The 13,269-nt window shown below is 61.5% G+C and carries 10 protein-coding genes; all 10 read left to right on the forward strand.

Translation table 11 applies throughout. The annotated features are described in order from the left end of the window. Positions 1-269: 269 nt before the first annotated feature. Entirely contained in the window at positions 270-713 is a 444-nt protein-coding gene (gene dksA / locus AC3A5O_RS24395; protein WP_047229844.1) for an RNA polymerase-binding protein DksA, read from the forward strand. 230 nt (positions 714-943) lie between these two features. Further along, positions 944-1,834, forward strand: a complete 891-nt coding sequence (gene gluQRS, locus AC3A5O_RS24400; RefSeq protein WP_487753844.1) for a tRNA glutamyl-Q(34) synthetase GluQRS — start codon at positions 944-946, stop codon at positions 1,832-1,834. 77 nt (positions 1,835-1,911) lie between these two features. Continuing rightward, entirely contained in the window at positions 1,912-2,088 is a 177-nt protein-coding gene (locus AC3A5O_RS24405; protein ID WP_003176118.1) for a hypothetical protein, read from the forward strand. Then, on the forward strand, positions 2,072-5,026 hold the full coding sequence (locus AC3A5O_RS24410) for a sensor histidine kinase (RefSeq protein WP_170866875.1): 2,955 nt from the start codon (positions 2,072-2,074) through the stop codon (positions 5,024-5,026). The genes AC3A5O_RS24405 and AC3A5O_RS24410 overlap by 17 nt, the downstream gene beginning before the upstream one ends. Before the next feature lie 22 nt (positions 5,027-5,048). Further along, a complete protein-coding gene (locus AC3A5O_RS24415) occupies positions 5,049-6,482 on the forward strand; it encodes a sigma-54-dependent transcriptional regulator (RefSeq protein ID WP_122564906.1) in 1,434 nt (477 codons plus the stop codon). Positions 6,483-7,293: 811 nt separating this feature from the next. Further along, entirely contained in the window at positions 7,294-8,691 is a 1,398-nt protein-coding gene (locus AC3A5O_RS24420; protein ID WP_305468523.1) for a polynucleotide adenylyltransferase PcnB, read from the forward strand. Between the two features lie 3 nt (positions 8,692-8,694). Further along, a complete protein-coding gene (gene folK, locus AC3A5O_RS24425) occupies positions 8,695-9,180 on the forward strand; it encodes a 2-amino-4-hydroxy-6-hydroxymethyldihydropteridine diphosphokinase (RefSeq protein ID WP_122564908.1) in 486 nt (161 codons plus the stop codon). Between the two features lie 368 nt (positions 9,181-9,548). Beyond that, a complete protein-coding gene (gene panB, locus AC3A5O_RS24430) occupies positions 9,549-10,349 on the forward strand; it encodes a 3-methyl-2-oxobutanoate hydroxymethyltransferase (protein ID WP_122564909.1) in 801 nt (266 codons plus the stop codon). Further along, positions 10,346-11,206 carry a pantoate--beta-alanine ligase gene (gene panC / locus AC3A5O_RS24435; RefSeq protein WP_487753845.1) on the forward strand — a complete coding sequence of 287 codons (861 nt, stop codon included), beginning with the start codon at positions 10,346-10,348 and terminating at the stop codon, positions 11,204-11,206. The genes panB and panC overlap by 4 nt, the downstream gene beginning before the upstream one ends. A gap of 336 nt (positions 11,207-11,542) precedes the next feature. Then, the gene (gene pgi / locus AC3A5O_RS24440; protein WP_122564911.1) at positions 11,543-13,207 is read left to right on the forward strand and encodes a glucose-6-phosphate isomerase; all 1,665 of its coding nucleotides are present in this window, start codon (positions 11,543-11,545) and stop codon (positions 13,205-13,207) included. The last annotated feature ends 62 nt before the right edge of the window (positions 13,208-13,269 follow it).

Genomic DNA, 13,269 nt, shown 5'->3' on the forward strand with positions numbered 1-13,269 from the left:
CCCAAAGCGGTCTGAGCCCTCGGATTGCAGGAAATGACTCCTGCGATTGGCCCAGGCTTGACTAGAATCAAGCATTGAGCAGGTTTACATCCCCACCGAAGCGAACCCGATCACGTTTTACAGGCCCCGGCCGCCGCAGGCTCGACAACCGGGAGTAGCGCGGCCCGATTTGATCTGGTAAGTTCGCCCGCTTGCAGCCGCAGGGCCGGCAGGTGTCGGTGATGGAGCAATCCTGCGTAGTGGATTACAAGAGTAGAGGCGGTCCATTCATGCCCACCCAAGCAAAGCAAAATCAAAATCAGTCGCTCAGCGGGTTTGAGCCTTACGTCCCGCAAGCTGGCGAAGAGTACATGGGCGCCCCCATGCGCGCGCACTTCACCAAGATCCTGAACAAGTGGAAACAGGACTTGATGCAGGAAGTCGACCGCACCGTGGATCACATGAAAGACGAAGCGGCCAACTTCCCCGACCCGGCCGACCGTGCCAGTCAGGAAGAAGAGTTCAGCCTCGAGCTGCGCGCCCGTGACCGTGAGCGCAAGCTCATCAAGAAAATCGACAAGACGCTGCAACTGATCGAAGACGAAGAATACGGTTGGTGCGAGTCCTGTGGCGTCGAGATCGGCGTCAAGCGTCTGGAAGCCCGTCCGACCGCCGACATGTGTGTCGACTGCAAGACCCTGGCGGAAATCAAGGAAAAACAGGTCGGCAAGTAATCGCCGAGACTGTCACCGAAACGGAGCGTTCATACGCTCCGTTTTTTGTTTCTGGCACCTTCGGTACACCCAATACCCTTGTGGGAGCGAGCTTGCTCGCGATGACGGCGGCATATTCAATACGGGTGCAAGCTGACCCACCGCTATCGCGAGCAAGCTCGCTCCCACAGGGATAGGTTTCGTCAGCAAGCGTTATATCCCTACCGCTCAGACTCAGTAACATTCGCCCTATGACCGCCACCGCCCCCTACATCGGACGCTTCGCCCCCACCCCCAGCGGCCACTTGCACTTCGGCTCACTGGTCGCCGCACTGGCGTCGTACCTCGATGCCCGGGCCGTGGACGGGCGTTGGTTGCTGCGCATGGAAGACCTCGACCCGCCTCGGGAAGAACCGGGTGCGCAAGCGGCGATTCTCAAGGCGCTGGAAAGCTACGGGTTCGAATGGGACGGCGCGATGGTTCGCCAAAGCGAGCGCCATGATGCCTACGACCAGGTCATCAACCGGCTATTCAGCCAGGGCCTGGCCTATGCCTGCACCTGTTCGCGCAAGCAACTGGAGGCGTATCAAGGCATTTACCCGGGCCTGTGCCGCAATGCCGGGCACGGCACCGAGGACGCCGCCATCCGCCTGCGTGTCCCTGAGCTTGAGTACCACTTCACCGACCGGGTCCAGGGCGAGTTCCGCCAGCACCTGGGCCGTGAGGTCGGTGATTTCGTGATCCGCCGCCGCGACGGGCTCTACGCCTATCAATTGGCCGTGGTCCTGGACGACGCCTGGCAAGGGGTGACCGATATCGTGCGCGGCGCCGACCTGCTGGACTCCACGCCGCGCCAGCTCTATTTGCAAGAACTGCTCGGCTTGCCACAACCGCGTTACCTGCACGTGCCATTGATCACCCAGCCCGACGGGCACAAGCTCGGCAAATCCTACCGTTCACCGCCGCTGGCGGCCGACCAGGCCACGCCGCTGTTGCTGCGGGCGTTGCGCGCACTAGGCCAGCAACCGGGCCTCGAACTGCTCGACGCCAGCCCACGGGAACTGCTGGCCTGGGGCATTCGCCACTGGGACGCGGGCAAGATCCCGCGCACACTGAGCCTGCCCGAAGCGCAAATACGTTGACGGCCCTTGCAGCTTGGCGCCCATCCGTTACCATCGCCGCACGTTTTCGGGCACGCGCATAAATTAGAGAGGCCGGGATGTATATCTATCGCTTGGTCCTGCTCCTGGTAGTGGGGATTTACTTGTTCTCCCCGGCCATCATGGATTGGTGGATCGATGCCACGGGTGCCTGGTATCGGCCGTATCTGCTCTGGCTGATCCTGATTGTCGTGACCTTCATCCTGCAGAGCCAAAAAGATGCCGATGAGCTTTAGCCTGACCCAGATGATCCTGATCAGCGCCGCCTACCTGGCGGTGCTGTTCGGCGTGGCCTGGATCAGCGAACGGGGCATGATCCCCCGGGCGATCATCCGTCACCCGCTGACCTACACCCTCTCACTGGGTGTCTACGCCAGCGCGTGGGCGTTCTATGGCACGGTCGGGCTGGCCTATCAGTACGGTTATGGTTTCCTCTCCAGTTACCTCGGTGTATCGGGCGCGTTCCTGCTGGCGCCAGTGTTGCTCTACCCGATCCTGAAAATCACCCGCACCTACCAACTTTCCTCCCTGGCCGACCTGTTCGCGTTTCGCTTTCGCAGCACCTGGGCCGGCGCCCTGACCACGATCTTCATGCTGGTCGGGGTGTTACCGTTGCTGGCCCTGCAAATGCAGGCCGTGGCCGACTCCATCAGCATCCTGACCCGCGAACCGGTGCAGCACCGGGTGGCGTTGAGTTTCTGCGTACTGATCATCCTGTTCACGATTTTCTTCGGTTCCCGGCACATCGCCACGCGGGAGAAACACGAAGGCCTGGTGTTCGCGATCGCCTTCGAGTCGGTGATCAAGCTGATCGCCATCGGCGGCGTCGGTCTCTATGCCCTGTACGGCGTGTTCGACGGCCCGCAACAGCTGGAAGTGTGGCTGCTGCAGAACCAGACCGCCCTCGCCGCCCTGCACACGCCCTTGCAGGAAGGCCCGTGGCGCACGCTGTTGCTGGTGTTCTTCGCCTCGGCCATCGTGATGCCGCACATGTATCACATGACCTTTACCGAAAACCTCAACCCGCGCTCGCTGGTGAGCGCCAGTTGGGGCCTGCCGTTGTTCCTGCTGCTGATGAGCCTGGCGGTGCCGTTGATCTTGTGGGCCGGCTTGAAGCTGGGCGCCAGCACCAACCCGGAATACTTCACCCTGGGCATCGGCATCGCCGCCAACAGCAAGGCCCTGGCGTTGCTGGCCTACGTTGGCGGCCTCTCGGCGGCCAGCGGCTTGATTATCGTCACCACGCTGGCCTTGTCGGGCATGGCCCTCAACCACCTGGTGCTGCCGCTCTACCAGCCACCGGCCGAAGGCAACATCTATCGCTGGCTGAAATGGACTCGACGGGCGCTGATCGTCGCGATCATCATGGCCGGCTACGGTTTCTACCTGATGCTGGGCGACGGGCAGGACCTGGCCAACCTGGGCATCGTCGCCTTCGTCGCCACCTTGCAGTTCCTGCCCGGCGTGCTGTCGGTGCTGTATTGGCCGACCGCCAACCGCCGCGGCTTCATCGCCGGCCTGCTGGCGGGAATCCTGGTGTGGCTGGTGGCGATGCTGCTGCCGCTGATGGGTAACTTGCAGGGTTTCTATATTCCGCTGCTGAACATGATCTACGTGCTCGACGACACCAGTTGGCACATGGCGGCCATCGCCTCCCTGGCGGCGAACGTGCTGATGTTCACCCTGATCTCGCTGTTCACCAACGCCAGCAGCGAAGAAGCCAGCGCCGCCGAAGCCTGTGCGGTGGACAACGTTCGTCGCCCGCAGCGCCGCGAGCTGCACGCCGCCTCGCCCCAGGAGTTCGCCACGCAACTGGCCAAGCCCCTCGGCGCCAAGGCTGCGCAAAAGGAAGTCGAACAGGCCCTGCGCGATCTTTACCTGCCCTTCGATGAACGCCGCCCGTATGCCTTGCGGCGCCTGCGAGACCGGATCGAGGCCAACCTGTCCGGCCTGATGGGCCCCAGCGTGGCCCAAGACATGGTCGAGACGTTCCTGCCCTACAAGGCCGGTGGCGAGAACTATGTCACCGAAGACATCCACTTCATCGAAAGCCGCCTCGAGGATTACCACTCGCGCCTCACCGGCCTGGCTGCCGAACTGGACGCCTTGCGCCGTTACCACCGCCAGACCTTGCAGGAACTGCCGATGGGTGTGTGTTCCCTGGCCAAGGACCAGGAAATCCTGATGTGGAACAAGGCCATGGAAGAACTGACCGGGATCGCCGCCCAGCGCGTGGTCGGTTCACGCCTGAGCACCTTGGGCGAGCCATGGAAAGGCTTGCTGCAAGGCTTCATCGACCTGCCGGACGAGCACCTGCACAAACAGCACCTGGCCCTCGACGGCCAGACCCGGTGGCTGAACCTGCACAAGGCGGCGATCGACGAGCCGTTGGCACCCGGTAACAGCGGCTTGGTACTGCTGGTGGAAGACCTGACCGACACCCAGATGCTCGAAGACAAGCTGGTCCACTCCGAACGACTGGCAAGCATTGGCCGGTTGGCCGCCGGGGTGGCCCATGAAATCGGCAACCCGATCACCGGCATCGCCTGCCTGGCGCAGAACCTGCGCGAAGAGCGCGAGGACGACGGTGAGCTGACGGAAATCAGCGGTCAGATCCTCGAACAGACCAAACGCGTTTCGCGCATCGTCCAGTCGCTGATGAGCTTCGCCCATGCCGGCGGTCACCAGCACAATGACGAGCCCGTCTGCCTGGCCGAAGTGGCCCAGGATGCCATTGGTCTGCTGGCCCTCAACCGGCGCAATTTCGAGGTGCAATTCTTCAACCTGTGCGACCCGGACCATTGGGTCGATGGCGACCCCCAGCGGCTCGCCCAGGTATTGATCAACCTGCTCTCCAACGCGCGGGACGCCTCACCGGCCGGCAGCGCGGTGCGGGTCAAGAGCGAGGCTTTCGAACACACGATCGACCTGATCGTCGAAGACGAAGGCAGTGGTATCCCACAGAACATCATGGACCGATTGTTCGAACCCTTCTTCACCACCAAGGATCCTGGCGAAGGCACCGGTCTGGGCCTCGCACTGGTCTATTCCATCGTTGAAGAGCATTATGGACAAATCACCATCGACAGCCCGGCCGATGTTCAGAGCCAACGCGGCACCCGTATCCGGGTGACCTTGCCGCGTCATGTCGAAGCGACGTCCGCTGTGAACTGAGACCGTCGAGAGAATCGAATCAATGCCGCACATTTTGATCGTCGAAGACGAAACAATTATCCGCTCCGCCTTGCGCCGCCTGCTGGAACGCAACCAGTACCAGGTCAGCGAAGCCGGTTCAGTGCAGGAAGCACAAGAACGTTTCAGCATCCCCACGTTTGACCTGATCGTCAGTGACCTGCGCCTGCCGGGCGCACCGGGTACCGAGTTGATCAAGCTCGGCCAGGGCACGCCAGTGCTGATCATGACCAGCTACGCCAGCCTGCGCTCGGCGGTCGACTCCATGAAAATGGGCGCGGTGGACTACATCGCCAAACCGTTCGACCACGACGAGATGCTCCAGGCCGTAGCCCGCATCCTGCGCGACCGACAGGCGGCGACCAGCAACCCGGCGGAACCCGTTGGCAAGGCCAGCGCTTCTGCAAAAGCCGGTGCCAGCAACACTAACGGCGAAATTGGCATCATCGGTTCCTGCCCGCCCATGCAGGACCTGTACAGCAAGATTCGCAAAGTGGCGCCGACCGACTCCAATGTCCTGGTCCAGGGCGAGTCCGGCACCGGCAAGGAGCTGGTGGCCCGCGCCCTGCACAACCTGTCGCGCCGGGCCAAGGCACCGATGATCTCGGTGAACTGCGCGGCGATTCCGGAAAGCCTGATCGAGTCCGAACTGTTCGGTCACGAGAAAGGTGCGTTCACCGGCGCCAGCGCCGGGCGTGCCGGGCTGGTGGAAGCGGCGGACGGCGGCACGTTGTTCCTCGATGAAATCGGCGAGCTGCCACTGGAAGCCCAGGCGCGGTTGCTGCGGGTGCTCCAGGAAGGCGAAATCCGCCGGGTCGGCTCGGTGCAGTCGCAGAAGGTCGATGTCCGCCTGATCGCGGCCACCCACCGTGATCTCAAGAGCCTGGCGAAAATCGGCCAGTTCCGCGAAGACTTGTACTACCGCTTGCACGTGATCGCCTTGAAGCTTCCGGCCTTGCGCGAGCGTGGCGCGGACGTCAATGAAATCGCCCAGGCGTTTTTGGCCCGCCAGAGCGCGCGAGTCAACCGTACCGACCTCAAGTTCGCCCCGGATGCCGAACAAGCCATTCGTCATTACGCCTGGCCGGGTAACGTTCGGGAGCTGGAAAACGCGGTCGAGCGGGCAGTGATCCTGTGCGAGAGCCCGGAAATCTCTGCCGACCTGCTGGGCATCGACATTGAACTGAGTGATCTGGACGATGAAGAATTCATCGGCCTGGCCCCACAACAGGGCGGCGCTGCCAACAACACCAGCCACGAACCCACCGAAGACCTGTCCCTGGAAGACTACTTCCAGCATTTCGTCCTGGAACATCAGGACCACATGACCGAGACCGAACTGGCCCGCAAGCTGGGCGTCAGCCGCAAGTGCCTGTGGGAACGGCGCCAGCGCCTGGGGATCCCACGGCGCAAGACCGGGGCGACCAGCGAAAGCTGATTTGTGGGAGCGAGCTTGCTCGCGATGGCAGTGTGTCAGTCACCCTTTGTGCAAACTGATACGCCGCCATCGCGAGCAAGCTCGCTCCCACAGAGGGAAGGTTCGAACACTGATGAATGTGAAAAAACTGTTACCCCAGTCTTTTTCACGTAACAGAAGCCGGGGTTTACGGTAACGAAACCCCGGCTTTTTTTCGCCTCGGAAAAATGGCTATAACCATAGAACCCCCGGTTTCTCTGGGTTTCGCAAAAGTTGGCACGCACCCTGCTATAGCTTTGGTACAAGAACAATAACAAGCAATGCAAAAGACAATAAAAATAAGACGAATCGACTCACGCACAATAAAAACAAGACGGCGAGAGGCGCAGCTAACTGATTCTTTTGGAGAGGCGTTGTATTTGGGGCTTGCCCCACAACCAGGCCGAGAACAATAAAAACTGTCTCAAGACAGGTGCCTGAACTGGTTGGATCGATTGATCACTGCAACACAGCGACCAAAGCAATCCGTTTGCTCTTGGCTCCCGATTGGGAGGGTCACGAAGGGAAAACCTCGTGGCGCGGGCACTCAACAAAAACAAGAAGCCCGAAACCAATAATAAAAACAGAGCACGCAACTAATTCTGGGGGAGCTTCGGCTCCCCTTGTGGTTTCTGTCATTCCCCTTCCCTGAAGCCTACAAAGCTTGTCGCTTGAAGCTTGCAGCTCAAAACTGCTCCGTCCTACACCATCCCTCGACTAAATGCTAGAATCCCCGCCCATCATGCGGTCATTCTTCGTTTTTGGCCGAATATTCCTTCAAACAGTGCATCCCATGCTGAAGAAGCTGTTCCAGTCATTCCGTTCTCCCTTGCGTCGTACGCAACACATTCGCAGCACGCCTGAAGTGCTCAACAGCGGCCAGCATTCGCTGCAAAAGGCCCAGTTCAGCCGTTATGCGGTGAACATCGTCGAACGTTTGCAGAACGCCGGCTACCAGGCTTACCTGGTCGGCGGTTGCGTGCGCGACATGCTGCTCAACATCACGCCCAAGGATTTCGACGTCGCCACCAGCGCCACGCCGGAACAGATACGGGCCGAGTTTCGCAATGCACGGATCATCGGCCGGCGCTTCAAGCTGGTCCATATCCACTTCGGCCGCGAAATCATCGAAGTGGCGACCTTTCGCGCCAACCACCCGCAAAACGATGAAGAGGAAGACAGCAACCAGTCTTCCCGCAATGAGAGCGGGCGCATCCTGCGCGATAACGTCTACGGCACACTGGAAGAAGACGCGCAGCGCCGCGACTTCACCATCAACGCCCTGTATTACGATCCGGTCAGCGAGCGCATCCTCGATTACGCCAACGGCGTACACGACATTCGCAATCGCCTGATCCGTCTGATCGGTGATCCGAAGCAGCGCTACCAGGAAGACCCGGTGCGGATGCTGCGGGCCGTGCGTTTCGCCGCCAAGCTGGATTTCGGCATCGAAAAACACAGCGCCCTGCCGATTCGCGAACTGGCACCGATGCTGCGGGAAATTCCTTCGGCGCGCCTGTTCGAGGAAGTGCTCAAGCTGTTCCTGTCAGGCAACGCGGCCGACACCTTCGAAATGCTGGTGGACCTGCAGCTGTTCGATCCGCTGTTCCCCGCCAGCGCCGAGGCCCTGGAGCACAATCCGACCTATACCCACACCTTGATCAGCGAAGCACTGATCAACACCGACCTGCGCATCAAGCAGAACAAGCCAGTGACGCCGGCGTTCCTGTTCGCCGCCTTGCTCTGGCCTGCCCTGCCGGCCCGGGTGCTGCGCCTGCAAGACCGTGGCATGCCACCGATCCCGGCGATGCAGGAAGCCGCCCACGAGTTGATCGCCGAACAGTGCCAGCGCATCGCTATTCCAAAACGCTTCACGATGCCGATCCGCGAGATCTGGGACATGCAGGAGCGCCTGCCACGGCGCAGCGGCAAACGTGCCGACCTGCTGCTGGACAACCCGCGTTTCCGCGCCGGCTACGACTTCCTGCTGCTGCGTGAAAGCGCAGGCGAGCAGACCGATGGACTGGGCGAATGGTGGACCGATTACCAGGACGCCAACGACAGCGAGCGCCGCGACATGATTCGTGAACTCAGCGGCAAGGATGACGGCGCCAGTGGCCCGCGCAAGCGCCGCCGCAGCAGCGGTGCCAAGCGCAAACGTGCCGGCGTACCGAGCGCATCGGGCGAGTAATCGATGGAACGCATCTACATCGGCATGGGCAGCAACCTGGCCGAACCCGCCGAACAATTGCGCAGTGCCGTCCAGGCGCTGGCGCAATTGCCCGACACCCAACTGGTGGGGGTCTCGGCGTTTTATCAAAGCGATTCCCTGCTACCCGGCCAACCGCGCTACACCAACGCGGTGGCGGCGCTGGACAGCCACCTGGCACCGCTTGACTTGCTCGATGCGCTGCAAGCCATCGAAACCGGACAGGGTCGCGAACGCCTCGAACGCTGGGGCCCACGCACCCTGGACCTGGATATCCTGCTGTTTGGCGAGCGCCTGATCGACGAGCCTCGCCTCAAGGTCCCCCACTACCACATGCAGGCCCGGGCCTTTGTCCTGTACCCGCTGGCCGAATTGGCCCCCGCCGACTTGCGCCTGGCCGATGGGCGCTTGCTCAAGGATCTCCTTGCGGCGTGCCCATTCGTTGGTCTGGAACGCTTGCCACCGAACTGAAGCAGTTCCTCTTGTGGGAGCAAAGCTTGCTCGCGATTGCGGTGGCCAGTGAACATCCATACCGTCTTCTGATCCACCGCCATCGCGAGCAAGCTTTGCTCCCACAGGATGCGGTACTGGACAGTCATTCCGGGGACATGCTCCTACGCTGAAACGCATCAGTAACCCCGGTAACACCCGGCGGTAACACATCCAATTGACTTCCCGAGTGCTCCTCACGACTATAGGCGTCCCGTAGCCGCCAACGCGGCGTTTAAAGGGCGCAATCCAGGCCTTACAAGCACCACGCATAGAAGGTGCGCCTGTATAAATGGCGAATCATGCGCGTTACTCGCAGTAGTTCACGAGCGCCTAATGAGGACTTTTTCATGCCAGCTATTACCCTGACCACGCTGCAAGGTCTCAAGCAAAAAGGTGAAAAAATCACCATGCTGACCTGCTATGACGCAACCTTCGCCCATGCCTGCAATGAGGCCGGTGTCGAAGTGCTGCTGGTGGGCGATTCCCTCGGCATGGTGCTGCAAGGTCACGACAGCACACTGCCGGTGACCACCGCCGAGATGGCCTACCATGTGGCCGCCGTCAAACGCGGTAACACCGATGCGTTGATCCTCGCCGACCTGCCGTTCATGGCCTACGCCACCCTCGAACAAACCATGACCAACAGCGCCATGCTGATGCAGGCCGGTGCCCACATGGTCAAGGTCGAAGGCGCGTTGTGGCTGGCCGACTCGATTCGGCTGCTGGCCGAGCGGGGTATCCCAGTGTGCGCGCACCTGGGCCTGACCCCCCAAGCGGTGAATATCCTCGGCGGCTACAAGGTCCAGGGCCGCAATGAAAACCAGGCGCGGCAGATGCGCGCCGATGCGATTGCGCTGGAGCAGGCGGGTGCGGCGATGTTGCTGCTCGAATGCGTGCCCAGCGAACTGGCGGAAGAAATCACCCAGGCGGTGAAGATCCCGGTGATCGGGATCGGCGCCGGCAACGCCACCGATGGCCAGGTGCTGGTGCTGCACGACATGCTCGGGCTGTCGATCACCGGTCGCGTGCCCAAGTTCGTGAAGAACTTCATGGTCGGGCAAACCTCCATCCAGGGCGCCCTGAGTGCCTACGTCGCGGAAGTCAAGGCGGCGACCTTCCCGGGCGCCGAACACGGGTTTTCCGCATGAACACCGTCAAAACCGTACGCGAATTGCGGGCCGCCGTAGCCCGTGCCCGTGGCGAAGGCAAGCGCATCGCCTTCGTGCCGACCATGGGCAACCTGCACAGCGGTCATGTGGCGCTGGTGACCAAGGCCGCACAACGGGCCGACTTCGTGGTGGCGAGCATTTTCGTCAATCCGCTGCAATTCGGCGCTGGCGAAGACCTGGACAAATACCCCCGCACCCTCGCGGCCGACCAGGAAAAACTGCTCCAGGCCGGCTGCCAACTGCTGTTCGCCCCCAGCGTCGAAGAGATGTACCCCGACGGCATGGCCGGACAGACCCGGGTCAGCGTCCCGCAATTGTCCGAGGGCTTGTGCGGCGCCAGCCGTCCAGGGCATTTCGAAGGCGTGGCGACGGTGGTCAGCAAGCTGTTCAACATGGTCCAGCCTGACCTGGCGGTGTTTGGCCAGAAAGACTTCCAGCAACTGGCGGTGATTCGCGCCCTGGTCCATGACTTGAACATGCCGATCCAGATCATCGGCGAGCCGACCGTTCGCGCCGAGGATGGCCTGGCGCTGTCGTCGCGCAACGGCTTCCTCAGCCCGGATCAACGTGCCGTCGCGCCCGTGATCTATCGCGTCCTGAGCCAGATCGCCGAGGCAATCAAGCAGGGCCAGCGGGATTTCCCCGCGCTGATCGGCGCGCAGCTCAAGCAACTCGAAGCCGCCGGCCTGCGTCCCGATTACCTGGAAATCCGTCACGCCAAGACCCTGCGCCCAGCGTTGAGCGAGGACCGCGACCTGGTGATTCTGGTGGCCGCCTTCCTCGGTACCACGCGCCTGATCGACAACCTGCATCTGGATCTCGACACCCCCGCCTGAACACCACAAAACCCTGTGGGAGCGAGCTTGCTCGCGATAGCAGTGGGACAGTTGATGTAATGCTGACTGACACACCGCCATCGCGAGCAAGCTCGCTCCCACAGTGGACCAGTAATATCCCCAACACCTCCGTCTGTCGGCCCTTGCCCACCCTCGTTGTATAAAAAAGTACCGGGAACCGGTCTTACAAAGTCAAGACAGATCGCAACGCGAGGTTTACTGTAGTCGCCCTGTGTCTGGCGATCGTGTCGATGCAGTGTCCGGACGCCCACCTCGAGCCGCGCCGGAATTTTTAGTGTACAAAAGGTCGTTCAAGTAAAAAGGAAACCCGCAGCGATGGCGTATTACCGAACCCCTCATGACGTGACCGCTCTGCCAGCCTGGCAAGCGCTGAATGACCACCGCAAAGCCATGCAGGATTTCAGCATGCGCGAAGCGTTCAATGCCGATCCGCAGCGTTTCACTCAATTCACCCTGTCGAGCTGCGGCCTGTTTCTCGACTACTCGAAAAACCTGATCAACGCCCAGACCCGCGACCTGCTGGTGGGCCTGGCCAACGAAGTCGACCTCAAGGGCGCGATCAAGTCGCTGTTCGAAGGCGAAATCGTCAACGCCTCGGAAAACCGCCCTGCCCTGCACACCGCCCTGCGTCGGCCGGTGGGCGACAAATTGCTGGTCAACGGCGTCAACGTGATGCCGGACGTGCACAAAGTGCTGAACCAGATCACTGACCTGGTCGGCCGCATTCACGACGGCCTGTGGCGCGGCTACACCGAGAAGCCGATCACCGACGTGGTGAACATCGGCATCGGTGGTTCTTTCCTCGGCCCGGAACTGGTGTCCGAAGCGCTGTTGTCCTACGCGCAAAAAGGTGTTCGCTGCCACTACCTGGCGAACATCGACGGCAGCGAGTTCCATGAACTGACCATGAAGCTGCGCGCCGAGACCACGCTGTTCATCGTCTCGTCGAAATCCTTCAACACCCTGGAAACCCTGAAGAACGCCCAGGCCGCCCGCGCCTGGTACCTGGCCCAGGGCGGTTCCGAAGCGGAGCTGTATCGCCACTTCATCGCCGTGTCGAGCAACAACGCCGCCGCCGTGGCCTTCGGTATCCGTGAAGAGAACATCTTCCCGATGTGGGACTGGGTCGGCGGGCGTTACTCGCTGTGGTCGGCCATCGGCCTGCCGATCGCCCTGGCCATCGGCATGTCGAACTTCAAGGAATTGCTCTCCGGCGCCTATTCCATGGACCAGCATTTCCAGAGCGCCCCGTTCGAGCAGAACATGCCGGTGCTGCTGGCGCTGCTGGGCGTGTGGTACGGCAATTTCTGGGGCGCGCAGAGCCATGCGATCCTGCCGTACGACCACTACCTGCGCAACATCACCAAGCATTTGCAGCAGTTGGACATGGAATCCAACGGCAAGAGCGTGCGCCAGGACGGTACCCCAGTGTCGACCGACACGGGCCCAGTGATCTGGGGCGGCGTCGGCTGCAACGGTCAGCACGCCTACCACCAGTTGCTGCACCAGGGCACCCAGTTGATCCCGGCCGACTTCATCGTGCCGATCGTCAGCTTCAACCCGGTTTCCGACCATCACCAGTGGCTGTACGCCAACTGCCTGTCCCAGAGCCAGGCACTGATGCTAGGCAAGACCCGCGCCGAGGCCGAAGCCGAGTTGCGGGACAAGGGCGCCAGCGAAGAAGAGGTGCAGAAACTGGCCTCCCACAAGGTGATTCCGGGCAACCGTCCGAGCAACACCCTCGTGGTCGAACGCATCAGCCCACGCCGCCTCGGCGCACTGGTGGCGCTGTATGAACACAAGGTGTTCGTGCAGAGCGTGGTCTGGGGCATCAACGCCTTCGACCAATGGGGCGTGGAGCTGGGCAAGGAACTGGGCAAGGGTGTCTACAACCGCCTGGTGGGCAGCGAAGAAAGCCCGGCCGACGACGCCTCGACCCAGGGTTTGATCAACTACTTCCGCGGGCGTCACCGCGGCTGATCGAGTTCACCGCTAATCCCTGTGGGAGCGAGCTTGCTCGCGATGGCGGTGTGTCAGTCAAC

The sequence above is a fragment of the Pseudomonas sp. Soil_N_39 genome (assembly GCF_057655955.1).

What these genes read in the sequence shown, in the direction of transcription:
- dksA (WP_047229844.1), top strand. Translation starts at nt 270, where the DNA reads ATGCCCACCCAAGCAAAGCAAAATCAAAATCAGTCGCTCAGCGGGTTT.
- gluQRS (WP_487753844.1), top strand. Translation starts at nt 944, where the DNA reads ATGACCGCCACCGCCCCCTACATCGGACGCTTCGCCCCCACCCCCAGC.
- AC3A5O_RS24405 (WP_003176118.1), top strand. Translation starts at nt 1,912, where the DNA reads ATGTATATCTATCGCTTGGTCCTGCTCCTGGTAGTGGGGATTTACTTG.
- AC3A5O_RS24410 (WP_170866875.1), top strand. Translation starts at nt 2,072, where the DNA reads ATGCCGATGAGCTTTAGCCTGACCCAGATGATCCTGATCAGCGCCGCC.
- AC3A5O_RS24415 (WP_122564906.1), top strand. Translation starts at nt 5,049, where the DNA reads ATGCCGCACATTTTGATCGTCGAAGACGAAACAATTATCCGCTCCGCC.
- AC3A5O_RS24420 (WP_305468523.1), top strand. Translation starts at nt 7,294, where the DNA reads ATGCTGAAGAAGCTGTTCCAGTCATTCCGTTCTCCCTTGCGTCGTACG.
- folK (WP_122564908.1), top strand. Translation starts at nt 8,695, where the DNA reads ATGGAACGCATCTACATCGGCATGGGCAGCAACCTGGCCGAACCCGCC.
- panB (WP_122564909.1), top strand. Translation starts at nt 9,549, where the DNA reads ATGCCAGCTATTACCCTGACCACGCTGCAAGGTCTCAAGCAAAAAGGT.
- panC (WP_487753845.1), top strand. Translation starts at nt 10,346, where the DNA reads ATGAACACCGTCAAAACCGTACGCGAATTGCGGGCCGCCGTAGCCCGT.
- pgi (WP_122564911.1), top strand. Translation starts at nt 11,543, where the DNA reads ATGGCGTATTACCGAACCCCTCATGACGTGACCGCTCTGCCAGCCTGG.